The sequence below is a fragment of the Streptomyces sp. NPDC111744 genome (assembly GCF_055634995.1).
On sequence record NZ_JBVKCG010000023.1, the window covers coordinates 17,518 to 32,210 of the forward strand.

At 72.4% G+C, this 14,693-nt stretch carries 19 protein-coding genes, 1 tRNA gene and 1 pseudogene; 12 read left to right on the forward strand and 9 right to left on the reverse strand.

Going from position 1 to position 14,693, the window contains the following annotated elements; all coding sequences use genetic code 11:
* Positions 1–17 precede the first annotated feature (17 nt).
* From ACZ7OO_RS35410 to ACZ7OO_RS35430, 5 genes are all read left to right on the forward strand, one after another.
* Positions 18–920 carry a LysR family transcriptional regulator gene (locus ACZ7OO_RS35410; protein ID WP_352221136.1) on the forward strand — a complete coding sequence of 301 codons (903 nt, stop codon included), beginning with the start codon at positions 18–20 and terminating at the stop codon, positions 918–920.
* 46 nt (positions 921–966) lie between these two features.
* Positions 967–1,614, forward strand: a complete 648-nt coding sequence (locus ACZ7OO_RS35415; RefSeq protein WP_471511303.1) for a helix-turn-helix domain-containing protein — start codon at positions 967–969, stop codon at positions 1,612–1,614.
* On the forward strand, positions 1,611–2,147 hold the full coding sequence (locus ACZ7OO_RS35420; RefSeq protein WP_471511305.1) for a GNAT family N-acetyltransferase: 537 nt from the start codon (positions 1,611–1,613) through the stop codon (positions 2,145–2,147). The genes ACZ7OO_RS35415 and ACZ7OO_RS35420 overlap by 4 nt, the downstream gene beginning before the upstream one ends.
* A gap of 30 nt (positions 2,148–2,177) precedes the next feature.
* Complete coding sequence (locus ACZ7OO_RS35425) at positions 2,178–2,537, forward strand: MmcQ/YjbR family DNA-binding protein (protein ID WP_471511307.1); 360 nt, start codon at positions 2,178–2,180, stop codon at positions 2,535–2,537.
* A gap of 149 nt (positions 2,538–2,686) precedes the next feature.
* A tRNA-Pro gene (locus tag ACZ7OO_RS35430) sits at positions 2,687–2,760 on the forward strand.
* Between the two features lie 88 nt (positions 2,761–2,848).
* Here ACZ7OO_RS35430 and ACZ7OO_RS35435 read toward each other — a convergent pair.
* From ACZ7OO_RS35435 to ACZ7OO_RS35455, 5 genes and pseudogenes are all read right to left on the reverse strand, one after another.
* A complete protein-coding gene (locus ACZ7OO_RS35435) occupies positions 2,849–3,274 on the reverse strand; it encodes a hypothetical protein (protein ID WP_471511493.1) in 426 nt (141 codons plus the stop codon).
* A gap of 50 nt (positions 3,275–3,324) precedes the next feature.
* Positions 3,325–3,561: pseudogene (locus ACZ7OO_RS35440) on the reverse strand (muconolactone Delta-isomerase family protein); the annotation flags it as partial.
* 304 nt (positions 3,562–3,865) lie between these two features.
* The gene (locus ACZ7OO_RS35445; RefSeq protein WP_471511479.1) at positions 3,866–4,393 is read right to left on the reverse strand and encodes an NUDIX hydrolase family protein; all 528 of its coding nucleotides are present in this window, start codon (positions 4,391–4,393) and stop codon (positions 3,866–3,868) included.
* A gap of 42 nt (positions 4,394–4,435) precedes the next feature.
* Complete coding sequence (locus tag ACZ7OO_RS35450) at positions 4,436–5,578, reverse strand: amidohydrolase family protein (RefSeq protein ID WP_471511309.1); 1,143 nt, start codon at positions 5,576–5,578, stop codon at positions 4,436–4,438.
* Positions 5,578–6,981 (reverse strand): type I glutamate--ammonia ligase, encoded by a 1,404-nt coding sequence (locus ACZ7OO_RS35455; RefSeq protein ID WP_471511311.1) that lies wholly within the window; start codon positions 6,979–6,981, stop codon positions 5,578–5,580. Before ACZ7OO_RS35455 ends, ACZ7OO_RS35450 begins: the two co-directional genes overlap by 1 nt.
* A 229-nt stretch (positions 6,982–7,210) precedes the next feature.
* Between ACZ7OO_RS35455 and ACZ7OO_RS35460 the strand changes: the two genes are divergently transcribed.
* The gene (locus ACZ7OO_RS35460) at positions 7,211–8,065 is read left to right on the forward strand and encodes a Cof-type HAD-IIB family hydrolase (protein WP_471511313.1); all 855 of its coding nucleotides are present in this window, start codon (positions 7,211–7,213) and stop codon (positions 8,063–8,065) included.
* Positions 8,066–8,071: 6 nt separating this feature from the next.
* On the opposite strand, the gene ACZ7OO_RS35465 is transcribed toward ACZ7OO_RS35460, so the two are convergent.
* Together ACZ7OO_RS35465 and ACZ7OO_RS35470 are read right to left on the reverse strand one after the other, a co-directional pair.
* Positions 8,072–8,686: a LuxR C-terminal-related transcriptional regulator gene (locus ACZ7OO_RS35465; RefSeq protein ID WP_471511481.1), complete on the reverse strand. Its 615-nt coding sequence runs from the start codon at positions 8,684–8,686 to the stop codon at positions 8,072–8,074.
* An 82-nt stretch (positions 8,687–8,768) separates the two neighbouring features.
* Positions 8,769–9,656 carry an SDR family NAD(P)-dependent oxidoreductase gene (locus ACZ7OO_RS35470; RefSeq protein WP_471511315.1) on the reverse strand — a complete coding sequence of 296 codons (888 nt, stop codon included), beginning with the start codon at positions 9,654–9,656 and terminating at the stop codon, positions 8,769–8,771.
* Positions 9,657–9,727: 71 nt separating this feature from the next.
* Between ACZ7OO_RS35470 and ACZ7OO_RS35475 the strand changes: the two genes are divergently transcribed.
* Positions 9,728–10,660 carry a LysR family transcriptional regulator gene (locus ACZ7OO_RS35475; protein ID WP_471511317.1) on the forward strand — a complete coding sequence of 311 codons (933 nt, stop codon included), beginning with the start codon at positions 9,728–9,730 and terminating at the stop codon, positions 10,658–10,660.
* A gap of 13 nt (positions 10,661–10,673) precedes the next feature.
* Here the strand turns inward: ACZ7OO_RS35475 and ACZ7OO_RS35480 are convergent, their stop codons facing one another.
* The gene (locus tag ACZ7OO_RS35480) at positions 10,674–11,144 is read right to left on the reverse strand and encodes a Dps family protein (RefSeq protein WP_471511319.1); all 471 of its coding nucleotides are present in this window, start codon (positions 11,142–11,144) and stop codon (positions 10,674–10,676) included.
* Positions 11,145–11,280: 136 nt separating this feature from the next.
* Here ACZ7OO_RS35480 and ACZ7OO_RS35485 point away from each other — a divergent pair, with 136 nt between their 5' ends.
* The 5 genes from ACZ7OO_RS35485 (at position 11,281) to ACZ7OO_RS35505 (ending at position 13,651) form a co-directional block, all read left to right on the forward strand.
* Positions 11,281–12,054 (forward strand): sulfite exporter TauE/SafE family protein, encoded by a 774-nt coding sequence (locus ACZ7OO_RS35485; protein ID WP_471511321.1) that lies wholly within the window; start codon positions 11,281–11,283, stop codon positions 12,052–12,054.
* Between the two features lie 104 nt (positions 12,055–12,158).
* Positions 12,159–12,323, forward strand: coding sequence for a 50S ribosomal protein L33 (gene rpmG, locus ACZ7OO_RS35490; RefSeq protein ID WP_471511323.1), 165 nt, complete (start codon positions 12,159–12,161; stop codon positions 12,321–12,323).
* 70 nt (positions 12,324–12,393) lie between these two features.
* Positions 12,394–12,654: a type B 50S ribosomal protein L31 gene (locus tag ACZ7OO_RS35495; RefSeq protein ID WP_352221148.1), complete on the forward strand. Its 261-nt coding sequence runs from the start codon at positions 12,394–12,396 to the stop codon at positions 12,652–12,654.
* Positions 12,655–12,689: 35 nt separating this feature from the next.
* The gene (ykgO, locus tag ACZ7OO_RS35500; protein ID WP_046728129.1) at positions 12,690–12,812 is read left to right on the forward strand and encodes a type B 50S ribosomal protein L36; all 123 of its coding nucleotides are present in this window, start codon (positions 12,690–12,692) and stop codon (positions 12,810–12,812) included.
* A gap of 92 nt (positions 12,813–12,904) precedes the next feature.
* Positions 12,905–13,651: a cobalt-precorrin-6A reductase gene (locus ACZ7OO_RS35505; RefSeq protein WP_471511326.1), complete on the forward strand. Its 747-nt coding sequence runs from the start codon at positions 12,905–12,907 to the stop codon at positions 13,649–13,651.
* Between the two features lie 237 nt (positions 13,652–13,888).
* Here the strand turns inward: ACZ7OO_RS35505 and cobF are convergent, their stop codons facing one another.
* Entirely contained in the window at positions 13,889–14,671 is a 783-nt protein-coding gene (gene cobF, locus ACZ7OO_RS35510) for a precorrin-6A synthase (deacetylating) (protein WP_471511328.1), read from the reverse strand.
* Positions 14,672–14,693 lie beyond the last annotated feature (22 nt).

Genomic DNA, 14,693 nt, shown 5'->3' on the forward strand with positions numbered 1-14,693 from the left:
ATTGCGATAATCGAGCCATGATCGAGGCGCGGCGGCTCCACATCCTCCGTGCGGTGGCCGACCACCGCACGGTGACGGCGGCTGCCGCCGCGCTGTATCTGACCCCGTCGGCCGTCTCGCAGCAGCTGGCGGCCCTGGAGCAGGAGACCGGCCACCGCCTGGTCGAGCGCAGCGCCAAAGGGGTACGACTGACCCCGGCCGGCGAGATCCTGCTCGGCCACACCAACGCGGTCCTCGCCCAGCTGGAGCGAGCCGAGGCCGAACTGGCCGCGTACGGCTCCGGCGAGGCCGGCACGGTCACCGTCGCCGCCTTCGCCACCGGCATCGCACAGGTGGTCGCCCCGGCCGTGGCCCACCTCGCCCGCACCGCCCCCGGCATACGGATCCGGGTCCAGGACGCCGAGGGCGACGCCAGCCTGCCGATGGTGCTGGACCGGCAGGTCGATGTCGCGGTCGCCGTCGAGTACCGCGGGGCCCCGCCCGCCGACGACCCCCGGCTCAGCCATGTGTCCCTGTACGCCGAGCCCTTCGACGCGGTCGTCCCGCTCCACCACCGCCTTGCCGGGGCGAGCGAGGTCCCCCTCGCCGAACTGGCCAAGGACCCCTGGATCGGTCCGTACCCCGGCAACCCCTGCCATGACGTGGTCGTGCTGGCCTGCGAGAGCGCCGGCTTCCAGCCCCGCCTCGAACACTCCTCCGACGACTTCCGGGCGGTGGTGGCCCTGGCCTCGGCCGACGCGGGCGTGGCCCTTGTCCCCCGCTCGGCCCTGCGCGGCATGGACCTGACCGGCGTCGTCGTACGCCCCGTCGACGGCACCGCCCCGACCCGCCGCGTCTTCGCGGCCGTACGACGCGGAGCCGAGGGTCACCCGCTGATCCGCCCGGTGCTGGAGGCGCTGGGCAAGGCGGCACGACTGTGAGCCTTCCTTAACACCGTCGTTTCACATCAGGGATATCGTCCCGTATATGAAACGAGACGCGCCGGACGCGAAGCGAAACGAAAGGGTCGCCCTCGATTCCGCCCCCGATCCCTCCATTCCCGGCCTGGATCCCGCCCCTGACCCCGTCGACGCCCGTCTGGGCAGCCGTCTCGCCGAACTGCGGGCCGAACACGGCTGGTCCCTGGGTGACTTGGCGGAGCGTAGCGGAGTGAGCAAGTCCACTCTGTCCCGGGCCGAGCGGGCCGAGACCAGCCCCACGGCAGCACTCCTCAACCGGCTCTGCAACGTCTACGGGCGGACCATGTCCCAGCTGCTCAGCGAGGTCGAGGCGGCCCCCGCGCCGGTGCTGCGCGCGGCGGAACAGCAGGTCTGGGAGGACCGCGCCTCCGGTTTCGTACGGCGGTCCGTGTCGCCGCCGCACGGGGGACTGCGCGGCGAACTCGTCGAGGGCCGGCTCGACCCGGGCGCGGACATCGCCTACGACCGGCCGCCGGTGCCCGGCCTGGAACAGCACCTCTGGGTGCTCGACGGGAGACTCGCGGTGACCGCGCAGGAGGTCGAACATCTCCTGGACACCGGCGACTGTCTGCGCCTGCGGGTGTGGGGGCCGACGCGGTTCCGGTGCGCCGGGCCGGGGAAGACGCGGTACGTCCTGGCGGTGGTGCGGCCATGACGGCGCTGCGCCTCACGGCGGGCCAACTGACTGCATATATAGGCGAGTTGGCCGAGCTGCTGGCCGACACCGTGAACGGCGGGGCGTCCGTCGGCTTCCTCGCGCCCTTCGAGCGGGAGCGGGCCCTCGCCTGGTGGCAGGGACGGGTGGACGCCGTGGCCGCCGGGCGGCTCGCCGTCTGGGCGGCGCTGGACGGCGCCGACCGGGTCGTCGGCACGGTCAGCCTGGTCTTCCCCTTCCCCGGCAAGCCGAACAGCCGGCACCGCGCCGAGCTGGTGAAGCTGATGGTCCACCGCGAGGCCCGCGGCCAGGGCATAGGGAGGCGGCTGCTGGCCGTCGCCGAAGAGGCAGCGATCGCCGCCGGCATCACGCTGCTCCATCTCGACACCGAGACGGACAGCCCCGCCGAACACCTCTACCGCTCGGCCGGCTGGACCCGCGCCGGAGTCATCCCCGACTACGCGGCCGACCCGGGCGGGGTGCTACGGCCGACGACCCTCTACTACAAGCACGTCGGTGCTCTGACCAGCTGACTGTCAGTGGCAGGGGCTACGGTTCTGGGCATGCCGGAAGCCGAAGACGTACGCCGTGTCGCGCTGTCCCTGCCGGACACCAGCGAGAAGATCGCCTGGAGCATGCCCACGTTCCGGGTCGGCGGGAAGATGTTCGCCACGCTGCCCGAGAACGAGACCTCCATCGCCGTGCGCTGTCCCAAGGAGGAGCGCGACGAGCTGGTGCTCGCCGAGCCGGACAAGTTCTGGATCGCCGATCACGAGGCCCAGTTCGCCTGGGTCCGGGTGCGGCTCGCCGCCCTGGAGGACGAGGCCGAGCTGCGCGACATCCTCGCCGACTCCTGGAGACAGGCGGCCCCGCCCCGGCTCCTGGACTCCTACCCGGAGGTGGGGCTGCCCGGCCCGGACTGAGATCCACCGCGCCGCACCGGCCCGTACCGCCCCGGCCTCCGGGCCGAGCCGTCACCCCGCCCGGACAAAAGCCGTGCGCGACCACCTGTCCGAGTGCGGTATTGTTTCCTTGCGCGTTTCGACCGGAGAAATCCCAGGTCAAACAGCACCGGGACGTGGCGCAGCTTGGTAGCGCACTTGACTGGGGGTCAAGGGGTCGCAGGTTCAAATCCTGTCGTCCCGACGGTGCGAAGGGTCTTCGCAGGCGGAAGCCTGGGAGGGCCCTTTTCCGCGTGGGCCGCTCCCGGCTTCCGGCCGTCGGCGTGATCGGCTCACTTCCGCTGTTCGAAGAGCCGGTCCCGGATTCCCTCGATGGTGCAGGCGGCCCGCCAGGCGCAGACGTGGTTGGCGACGCTGTTCTCCGCCAGACCGGGCCACACCACCGTGCCCTTCTTCAGTGCCACGAAATTGACCGGGGTGTTCTCGGCCTTCATCGCGGCGGCGCAGGGGGCGAATTCCGCGGGTGTGAGCTGCCCGTTCCAGACGGCACGGGTGATCCTCGCGCCTTCCTTCTCGATGGTGTCCATGATGCCGGTCATTCCGGGGCACGCCGTCTCGTCGCACTCCGACACCACGGCCCAGATCTTCTGCCTGGCCAGCGGTTTGACCGAAGTTTGCCGGAAGGCTGCGGCGGCGGCCAGGGCCCCCTTGCGGCTCCCGTCTCCGACGGGGGCCGCGACGGTGCGCCAGTCGGCCATCGAGGGATCGCAGGATCTCCCGATGGCCGGCCGGCCGCGGGCGCCTGCCACGGGCCGATGCCGTGGCCCCGGCCCGGCAGCGTCCACCGGCGGATCAGACGGCCCTCGGCGGCCGCTTCCCGCAGGCACTCGGCCTCCTTGGCGGTCAACCCCGCCAGGGCCTCGGGGCTCGTTCCGGACGGCACCTCCACGGCGAACCAGACCAGGTACTCATCACCGTCCGCCGCGACCGGGACCCCGCCCGGGCCCGGATCTCTCCCGTGAAGACATGAGCCTTCGCCATGCACTCCACGGTCTCCTGGCCGACCGGCCCGCTAGCGGCTGCTGCAGGGGGAGCCGAACCGGCTGGCGGAGGCCGGGCTGGTCGGCGTCTCGAGGGAGGGGCCGCGCCGCAGCGAACCGCTGCTCAAGGAGTTCTACAAGCGGCTCACGGAGCTGAGATCCGGGCTTGAGCACGAGGACGGGCCGCTGACCGTCAACGGCCGGATCGCCCTCGAATACGGCCTGCGCCGGGCCGAGATGGAACGCGAGCGGGCCCGCTGGGCCGCCGAACAGCTCGGCCGAACACCGCCGGCGGCACCTCGGCCGTACTCAGCCCACGCACCCCACATGCGCCAGGGCCTGCTTCAGCAGCACCCCGTGACCGCCGGGCATCTCGCTCTGCACGGCCTCGGACACCGCGTCCTGCGGGCTGAACCACACCAGGTCCAGGGCGTCCTGGCGGGGCCGGCAGTCACCGGTCACCGGCACGACGTAGGCCAGCGACACCGCGTGCTGACGCGGGTCGTGGTACGGCGTGACACCCAGCGTCGGGAAGTACTCGGCCACCGTGAACGGCTGCAGGGAGGCCGGCACCCGGGGCAGCGCGACCGGGCCGAGATCCTTCTCCAGGTGGCGCAACAGGGCGTCGCGGACCCGCTCGTGGTGCAGGACACGGCCGGAGACGAGGGCCCGGCTGACCGTTCCGTCCGGGCCGATGCGGAGCAGCAGTCCGATGCTGGTGACTTCGCCGCTGTCGTCGACGCGTACGGGCACGGCCTCCACGTACAGGATCGGCATACGGGCGCGAGCCATCTCCAGCTCGTCGGAGGACAGCCAACCGGGCGTGGTTTCGGTCATGTCAGACATTGCTTGATCATACTTTCCGGGTGGGGCACGCGCTCAGTCGCGGCCGGGGTCCGATACGGGAAGTCCGTAGAGGCGACGGGCGTTGTCGCGTCCTGTCCAGGCGGCGATCCTCACTGCGTCGGCCGGGCTCAGTTCGTCGGCGTCCACCCGTTCCTGGAGCAGTCCGGCCAGCCCGTGCCGGAAGGACAAAGCGCCGAGATGGTGGAACTCCGCCACACCATAGGCGTCCGAGCTGTACAGCAGTTTGCGGAACGGGGTGATCTCCATCGCCTCCGCCAGGACCGCGCCCGCCCGGGCCGGCCCCACATAGTGCAGCGTGAGCCCCACGTCGAGGTGCACATGCTCGAACACCGTGGCCAGATAGGCGGCTTGGCGCTGGTACGGCCAGCAGTGCAGCAGGAGCACCGGGATGGTGCCCGCGGTCAGCCGCAGCCAGTCGGTGAGCAGGGCCGGGTCCGCCAGGTGCAGCCGCAGGTCCGAGTCCCCGAAACCGGCGTGCAGTTGGAGCGGCAGCCCGAGGGCGACGGCGGTCCACAGCAGATGGCGCATCAGCACGGGGTCCGTGAGCTTGCCGCCCCGCGCGAACCAGAGCGCGGCCGCCCGGGTCACCTCGGAGAACGTCGGCCGCGCCGGATCCAGGTCGAAGCCGGTGCGGTAGGCGGCGACCGACTTGACCGCGATCACTCCCGGCCCCCGTACCGCCTCCTCGGCCGCCGCGCGGAAGGCGGCGGCGTACTCGGCGGCGTCGATGCCCCGCGCGGCCACCTCCTCGGCGATGCTCTCCAGCCGTACCACCTCGTAGGCGGCGGCGCCGGACGTCTCCGCGAGGTCGGCGGGCGAGGTGACCGGGTGCGGGGCGTAACCGGTGTCCACGCAGAAGGTCTCCGCGTGCGCGGCCGTGAGGAAACGGCGGTTGACCTCCTGCCACCCCAGTTCGGCGCGGCGGGCCAGGTAGTCGGCGGCGGGCGCGTGCCGGTCCAGGTCGAGCAGGGGCGCGCAGTGGCGTCGTACGGCCACGCCGACCGGACTGTCGAACGGCGACACGCCCGGCCAGACCGCGCCCTCCGTCAGCAGCGACTCGAACTCCGTCGGGTCGAGGTCGGCGGTGACCGCGCCGTGGCAGTGGTGGTCGACCAGGGGGAGCGCGTCGAGGGCTTCCCGGATCGCTCCCGCCATCAGTACTTCCAGCGGTAGGCAGCCGCCACCCCGGCCTCGTCGAGCCCGGCCACGGCCGCCGTCTCGCCTTCGCGTACGGCGACCACCGCGTCCGCGAGGACCGGGCCGAGGGCCGTGCACACCACCTCGTCCTCGCGGAACGCGTCGACGGCCTGCGCCAGCGAGGTCGGCAGCCGTCGTACCCCCCGGGCCACCGCCTCGTCCGGGATCAGCCGGGCCGGGTCGTCGACGACCTCCTCGGGGAGGGCCGCGCCCGAGATGATGCCGTCGAGGCCCGCGACGATGGCGCAGCCGAGAGCCAGATACGGGTTGGCGGCCAGGTCGGCCGGCTTGATCTCCAGATTGGCGTCCTGGCTCTGGTGGCCTGCCGTGCCGGTGATGACCCGGACGCCGGTCTCGCGGGTCTCCCGGCCCCAGGCCGTGAACACCCCGGCCCACTGGGAGGGTTTGAGCCGCAGATAGCTGGCCGGGCTCGGCGCGATGACCGCCGTCAGCCCGGGCAGATGCGTCAGCAGCCCGGCCACGAAGGACTCGGCCTCGCCCGTCATGCCGTACCGGCCGCTGCCCCCGGCGTGCAGACTGTCCCCGTGGCGCCAGACGGAGAGATGGAGGTGGCCGCCGTTGCCGACGCCCCGCTCGGTGACGGCCGGCGAGAACGAGGCCCGCAGCCCGTGCTTCTGTGAGATCGCGCGGATGGTCTGCCGTACCAGCACGCTCTGGTCGGCCGCCGCCACCGGATCCAGGGCGCCGGTGGACAGCTCGAACTGGCCGGGGGCGTACTCGGGGTGGAACTGGGCGACCGGCACCTCCTGCGCGTCCAGGGCCGCGAGCAGGTCGGCGGCGTAGTCGCTCAGCTCGATCTGCCGGGTGGCGCCGTACGCCGGACCCTGGGTCGCCGGGGCGAACTCGTCGGCCGGGGCGGCGGCCCGGCCGAGCGTCCACTCGATCTCGACGCCCGCCTTGAAGGTGAGGCCATGCCGGGCCTCGGCGTCGGCGACGGTCCGGCGCAGGAAGGTACGGCTGCACCCCGGGTGCCGGTCGCCCTCCTGGGTGATCCGGTCGACGGGGGCCCAGGCCCAGCCGGGCTGCCCGGCCAGCACCACCAGCCGGTCCAGATCCGGGTAGAGCCGCAGATCGCCGTCGGGCGAGCCGAGGACGTCGGTGCGGACGATCGCGTCGTTCGCGAGGAAGGTGTCGAACACCGGGGACATGCCGACGCCCCACGCCACCGCCTGCTGGAGCCGCTGCCAGGGGACCGTCTTCACCCGGCAGATCCCGGCGGTGTCCACGTAGGCCAGCACGATCGCGCGCACGCCCTGCGCGGACAGCTCATGGGCGAGGGCATGCGCCCGGGCGAGATCACCGGGGCGCCCGCCGGGCACGGGGTCGACAAGGGGTGGCATACGACGTCCTCCTCGACGGGCTCGGATGCACACGTCCGGGTCAGGCTTTCACGGCGACCGCGCCGAACTGCGGCACCGGCGCGCCACTGCGAGCACGGCACCAGGCGGGGTGGCGTGGTCGTTCCACGACCGGACCGCCGCGATGTGGCGTCTCCCTGGCCGTTTCCGGGTCCGTCAGCCGCATGAGGGACACTGGTGTGCGAATACCGTCCCCGACCGGAAGCAGGACATGCCCGCCTCGCCCGCGTCCCTCCTCACCACGCCCGGCCTCCCCGTCGGCTCCGCCGACATCCGCCTCGTCGTCACCGACATGGACGGCACCCTCCTCGACGACGAGAAGCGCATCCCCGAGGGACTCTGGCCGATGCTGGCCGAACTGCGCCGCCGCGGTGTGCTGTTCAGCCCGGCGAGCGGCCGCCAGTACGCCACCCTGGCCCGGCAGTTCGCCGAGGTCGCCGACGGCATGGTGTTCATCGCGGAGAACGGCACCTACGTGGTGCGCGACGGCGTCGAGCTCAGCTCGGACGTCCTGGACCCGTCCGTCGCCGACGGCCTCGCCCGGACCGTACGGCGGCTGATCGCGGACGGTGTCGACGTGGGCGCCGTGGTCTGCGGAAAGCGGTCCGCTTACGTGGAGCGCACGGACGAGGCGTTCCTCGCCGAGGTCCGCCGCTACTACGTCGAGCACCGGATCGTGGACGACCTCACCGCCGTCGACGACGACGTGATCAAGGTCGCGCTCTTCGACTTCGGCCCGGCCGAGCGCACCACCGCCCCGGCACTGGCCGGCTTCGCCGGCACACACCAGGTCGTGGTCTCCGGTGAGCACTGGGTCGACGTGATGAACCGCACCGCCAACAAGGGCACCGCCCTGCGCGGCCTCCAGCGCGAGCTGGGCATCACCCCCGCCCAGACGATGGTCTTCGGCGACTACCTCAACGACCTGGAGATGCTCGACGCCGCCGACTGGTCCTTCGCGATGGCCAACGCCCACCCGGACGTCATCCGCCGGGCCCGCCACCTCGCCCCCTCGAACAACGACAACGGGGTACTGCGCACCGTCGCCCGGATGCTGGGCCTCTGAGCCCGCTCAGGTGTGGCCGTTGCGCCAGGCCCAGGCGGCGATCTCGACCCGGTTCCGGGCCGGCAGCTTCAGCTGGACGCTGGACAGATGCGTCTTGACCGTGGACAGCGAGACGTACAGCTCGGCGGCGATCTCCGCGTTGGTGCGGCCGACCGCCACCAGCCGCACCACGTCCAGCTCACGGTCGGTGAGCGGCTCGGCCGGTGTCTCGGCGGGGGACACCCCGGCCGGTTCCGGGGCCGGGCCGCGTTGCTCGGTGAGGTGCTTGAGCAGGCGGACCGTCACCCAAGGCGAGACCAGCGAGTCACCGGCCGCTGCGGGGCGGACGGCCTCCGCGAGGAGGGTGGGTCCGGAGTCCTTGAGGAGAAACCCGCAGGCGCCGCCGCGCAACGCGCCGTAGACGTACTCGTCGAGATCGAAGGTGATGACCACGACCACCCGCAGCGGGTCGGGCACATCCGGCCCGGCCGGCAGCCGGGTCGCCGCCAGACCGTCCAGCCTGGGCATCCGGATGTCCAGCAGGCAAATGTCCGGGCGCAGCCGCAGGCGGCACGCGGGCGACGCCGCCGAGATCGCCGTAGCGCTGCGGCGGGCGGGGGACCTGCTGGAGGTCACGGTGATCGACGACGGCCACGGCACCGCCCGGCTCCCGGACGCGGCGCACGGCGGCGGCTTCGGCCTGGCGCCTGGACGGTAGGGGCAATCAGGGCTTGACCAGCCGGTCCTGCTCGACCGGGGGCGTGCCGTCGTGCCAGGGCAGGGGCTTCCCGAAGCGGACCAGCTCGCCGTAGAGGGCGGGGTCGACGTGCTCGGCGAAGACCAGGTCGAGGACGGCGCGGACGGCGTCGGCGGGGGACTGGGCGTGGCTGTAGTCACTGAACCAGGGGCGGGACGTCGCCGTGTCCACCATGCCGGGGCAGACGGAGGCGATCAGGGTGCCGGATGCCAGGTCCTGTTCCCGGCGTTCGGCGGCGAGGGCGCGGACGGCGGCGACCTGGGCCACCTTCGAGGGGACGTTCAGCCAGACCGGCCAGCCCGCCTCGGTGGCGGTGTGCTGGTGGACGGCGCTGCGCCAGGACTCCACGGCGTACTCGACCTGGTCGAGGCTCGCGCCGTCGAACAGGTGGTGCAGCCGGGGGTCGAGATGGCCGAGCGTGCCGAGCGAGCTGGCCACGACCAGCAGTCTGCCACCCGGACGCAGGACGGGACCGAAGGAGCGCAGGATCGCATGGGTGGCGGTGTTGGAGACGTCGATGAACTCGTCGGCCCGCTCCGACTGCGGCTCGTCGGGCAGTACGCGGGCGACCGCGTTGGAGACGACGATGTCCACTCCGCCGTGCCGGGCGCGGAGTTCGTCGGCGAGCCGGGCGATGGCGTCGGTGTCGGTGACGTCCAGAACCCGGCTCTCGATCCGGGCGCGGGTACCGGGCAGCCCGGTGACTCCGGCGGCCGCGTCCGTCACACGCTGCTGGTCGCGGCCCGTGAGCAGGACCAGGTCGTCCGGGGCCAGACGGGCGGCGAGTCCTTCGACGAGGGCGCGGCCGAGTCCTTGGTTGGCGCCGGTCACCAGGGCGATACGGGAAGTCTTCATGGCCCCAACGCTAGGAACACCGGCTCCATGCGTCCAACGAAAGTCACGCACAGCTGGTATGCGTAGACGTCATGGACTTCAACGACGTGTCGCTGACCGCGCTGCGGGTCTTCCGCGCGGTGGCCGAACAGGGCACCTTCACCGCGGCCGCCGCCACACTGGGCTACACCCAGTCGGCGGTCTCCCGTCAGATCGCCGCGATCGAGCGGGCGGCGGGCGCGGAACTCCTGGAGCGTCGGCGCGACGGAGTACGGCTCACATCGGCCGGCCGGGTCGTCATGCGGCGCGCGACCGTCGTCCTCGACGAGATCGAGGCGACGGCGCGAGACCTGTCCGGGTTGCCCGAAGCGGCCGGGACGGTCCGGCTGGGCTGGTACCCCACCGCGGGCGCCGTGCTGGTGCCCCAGGCCCTGACCACACTCCGCCGTACCGACCCCGGACTGCAGGTCATCGGGCGCGAGGGCACCACCCCGGCGCTCGTCCGCGCCCTGCGCGCCGGGAGCCTGGACCTTGCCTTGCTCGCGTCGGCGCCGCCGTTTCGGCCGCCGGACGCCGAGTCGCCCCCGCTGGTGCTCCAGACCCTCACCGAACGCGCCCTGTGCCTCGCGCTGCCGTCCGCCCACCCCTTGGCTCGCGGCGACTTCGTCGACGTGGCCGACCTGCGCGGACAGCGCTGGATCTCCGGCCCCGCGTCCGGCGAGGACCGGCTCATGGGGGTGTGGCCCGGGCTGGACGAGCGGCCCGACATCGTCCACACCGCCCGTGACTGGCTCGCCAAGCTGCATCTCGTCGCGGCCTGCTGCGGGTTGACCACCGTGCCGGCCGCGCTTGCCGCCGTCGCGCCACCGGGCGTCCGGATCCTCCCGGTACGCGGCGGGCCTCAGGAACAGCGGCGCCAGCTGCTGGCGCGGCTGCCCCATCCGCCGACGCAGGCGGTCTCCCGCGTGGCGGCGGCCCTGCGCGCGGCGGCGCTCGACACGGACCTGCCGGACGGGCCCAAGTGAACCTCCCGGAGGCTCAGTTGTTCTCGGCCGCGAACATCCAGCGCTGCTTCTCCAGGTCGGCCGTGATGGATATCAGCAGGTCCTGGGTGACCGGGTCGGGTTCGTCGGTCGCGGCGATGCGCTCGCGCAGCCGTCCGATCGCCGACTCAAGCGTCCGCACCATCAGGTCGACGACCTCGTCGTCCCGCAGCCAGCCGTCCTTGGTGCCGGGCAGTGAGAAGGCCGCGGCGATCGTCTCCGGGCGGCCGTCCGGAGCCACGCCCAGCGCGGCGGCACGCTCCGCGACGGTGTCCGAGTAGGAGCGTGCGGTGGCGACCACCTCGTCGAGCTGGAGATGGATCGAACGGAACCGGGGCCCCACGATGTTCCAGTGCGCCTGCTTCCCGATCAGGGACAGCCCGAGCAGATCCACCAAGGTCTCCTGGAGAGCGGTCCCGGTGACCTGGAGCGCTCCCTCGGGCAGCGTGCTCTTCACCACGGTCATGCGCGCATTTCCCTTCTGTGCTGTGGTCGCAGCTCGGGTGCCCCCGCTGAACAGGCACAAACGGACAGACGCAGGGGCCGATCAGCGAGACGGTACTTACCGCATCGGCTTGTCCGGACATAGCATCGGTCACCGCATGAACACCATGACCCTCTGGCACATATCCGGCTGGGAGTTCGCCGCCCTGGCCCTCGCCGCGCTGCTCGTCGGCTTCTCCAAGACCGCCGTCAGCGGGGCCAACACCGTCAGCCTCGCCGTCTTCGCCGCGATCCTCCCGGCCCGCGCCTCCACCGGCGTCCTGCTCCCGATCCTGATCGCGGGCGACGTACTGGCCGTCGCCACCTACCGCAGACACGCCCACTGGCCCACGCTGTGGCGGCTGTTCCCCGCGGTCGCGGCCGGCGTGGTGATCGGCACGCTGTTCCTGGTGTGGGCCGACGACAAGGTGGTACGGACCTCGATCGGCGCGATCCTGCTGCTGATGGCCGCTGTCACCCTGTGGCGGCGGCGCAAGGCCGACAGCCCCGACGACCCGGACGCGGTCACCACCCGGGCGGGCCGGGTGAAGGCCCGTTCGTACGGCGTCCTCGGCGGCTTCACCACGATGGTCGCCAACGCGGGCGGCCCGGTGATGTCGATGTACCTGCTGTCGGCGGGCTTCCGGAAGCTCGGCTTCCTGGGCACGTCGGCGTTCTTCTTCCTGATCGTGAACGTCTCCAAGGTCCCCTTCAGTGCCGGCCTCGGTCTGATCGCCGGCAACTCGCTGCTGCTCGACGCCGCGCTCGTGGTGTTCGTCGTCCCCGGCGCGCTCCTCGGCAAGTGGGCGGTGGACCGGATCAATCAGCGGCTGTTCGAGCAGCTGGTCATCGCGGCGACGGTCGTCGGCGGTCTCCAGCTGCTCCTTCGCTAGCCGGTCCGGCGGCCCGGGAATGCGACCGCGGGAGGCGTTGTTACAGCCATCGTGATTGACATGCTCGGATCAGTGATCCCGGGTGTGGGCGAAGGGAGAACCTCATGGCACGCAGTACAGCGCGCCCCGTCGTCAGGCTGAAGTCGACGGCCGGGACCGGAGTCACCTATGTGACCCGCAAGAACCGCCGGAACAACCCCGACCGGCTGCTCCTGCGCAAGTACGACCCGGTGGCCGGCGCGCACGTGGACTTCCGCGAAGAGCGCTGAACCGCCGAGTACGACCGGGCCCGAACCCACCGGAAACACCACCGGACCAAGGCCCCAGGAAGGAAACCCCATGAAGCCCCGCATCCATCCCGACTCCCGGCTCGTCGTCTTCCGCGACCGCGCCGCGGACATCGCTTTCCTGACCCGCTCCACCACCGACTCGTCCCGGACGATCGAGTGGGAGGACGGCAACACGTACCCGGTGGTCGACGTCGAGATCTCGTCCGCGTCGCACCCCTTCTACACCGGCAGGGCGCGGGTCCTGGACAGCGCCGGCCGGGTGGAGCGTTTCGAGCGCCGCTACGGCCGTACCGCCGCCGCCCGCGGCTGACCCGGCCCGGCGGCCGACACGAGGAGAACAGAACCATGAAGGTGCGCAAGTCCCTGCGCTCACTCAAGGCCAAGCCCGGCGCCCAGGTGGTCCGCCGACGCGGCGTGGTCTACGTGATCAACAAGAAGGACCCCCGTTTCAAGGCCCGCCAGGGCTGACGGGAGTCACTTCCCACGACGGCCGCCCGGCCCCTCCGCCGGGCGGCCGTCCCGCGTCCCGGCCCCACCGCAGGGCCCCGTACGCTCGCCCCATGTCCCCGCACGTCCTGATCCTCGGCGGCACCACCGAGGCCCGCGAACTGGCCGCCGCGCTCGCCGTGCACCCCGGTGTCCTCGTCGTCACCTCCCTGGCGGGGCGCGTCGCCCGGCCGGGTGCGCTGGCCGGGGAGGTGCGCGTCGGGGGCTTCGGAGGGGCGGAAGGCCTCGCCGACTGGCTGCGCGAACAGCGTGTGGACGTCCTCGTCGACGCCACCCACCCCTTCGCCTCGACGATCACCGCGAACGCGGCCCTGGCCGCGGCGCGGGCCGGCGTCCCGGCCCTGGTGCTGCGCCGCCCGGGCTGGCGCCCCGGCCCCGGGGACCGCTGGCACCTGGTCGCGTCCCTGGCCGCCGCGGCGGACCTGCTGCCGCGCTTCGGCCCCCGCGTCCTCCTGACCACTGGACGCCTGGGCCTGTCCGCCTTCGCCCACCTGACCGACCGGCACTTCGTCGTCCGCTCGGTGGAGCCGCCCGAGGCCCCCATGCCCCCGCACACCGAAGTGCTGCTGGCCCGCGGACCGTTCACGGTGGCCGACGAGACCGCGCTGCTCCGCGAGAACCTGATCGACGTACTGGTCACGAAGGACAGCGGGGGAGCGGCCACGGCCGCCAAGCTCACGGCCGCACACGAACTGGGCCTGCCCGTGGTCGTCGTACGCCGCCCACCGCTGCCGGCCGGGGTGACGGCGGTACCCGACGTGGCGGGTGTACTGGAGCGGCTGGGGCTCGGCCCCGCGTGACGACCGAGCCCCGCGGGCCGAAGCCGCACCGAGCCTGACCGCGGCGGTCGGGGCCTGGGGTCGGCCGACGGCACGTTGCCCGGCTGCGGGCGCCGAGGCGCGTGTCCGCTTGGCCGGAGGGCGTCCGGCACGGGCGGCCGGGAGGCGTCGGGCAGTGCGGGCTCACCGGTCACCGACGATGTCACCTTCACACTGGTGGGCTGCCGTCGCATGCCGGAGTGGCCCACCCGGTACCGCTCAGCCCTCCTTCGGAACCTCCGGGTGGCGGCGCAGCAGATATGTGTCCATGATCCAGCCCTTGCGCTCCCGTGCCTCGGCCCGCAGCCGCTCGATTCGCGGGCCGGCCTCGGCGATCGGGCCGGAGACCAGGATCTCGTCGGGGGTGCCGATATAGGCGCCCCAGTAGATGTCGATGTCCTGGTCCGCGTACTGGCGGAAGGCCTGGTGCGCGTCCAGCATCACCACCACGTCGTCCACACCGTCCGGAAGACCTTCGGTGAGCCGCCGTCCGGTGGTGATCTGCACCGGCCGGGCCACCCGGTTCAGCCCCGTGCGATGCCGGGCCACCAGCGCCGACACACTGCTGATCCCGGGCACCACGTCGTACTCGAACGCCACCGCGCCGCGGACCAGCACCTCCTCCAGGATCGCCAGCGTGCTGTCGTACAAGGAGGGATCGCCCCACACCAGGAAGGCGCCGGTCTGCTCCGCGCCGAGTTCCTCGCGGATCAGCCGCTCGTAGATGTCCGCGCGGGCGCTGCGCCAGTCCCCGACGGCCGGTGAGTACGCCCCGCCGCTCGCGGCCCGGTCCCGGTCCGGGTCCCGCGCCTCGACCAGGCGGTAGCCGCCGTCCGGTATGTGCGTGTCGAGCATGTCCCGGCGCAGCTGGGTGAGGTCGCTCTTGACCTCGCCCTTGTCGAGAAGGAAGAACACGTCCGTGCTCTTCAGCGCCCGGACCGCCTGGAGGGTGAGCTGGTCGGGGTCGCCCGCGCCGATACCGATGACATGAATCTTTCGCACGCCCCCGAGTCTGCCGCATGCC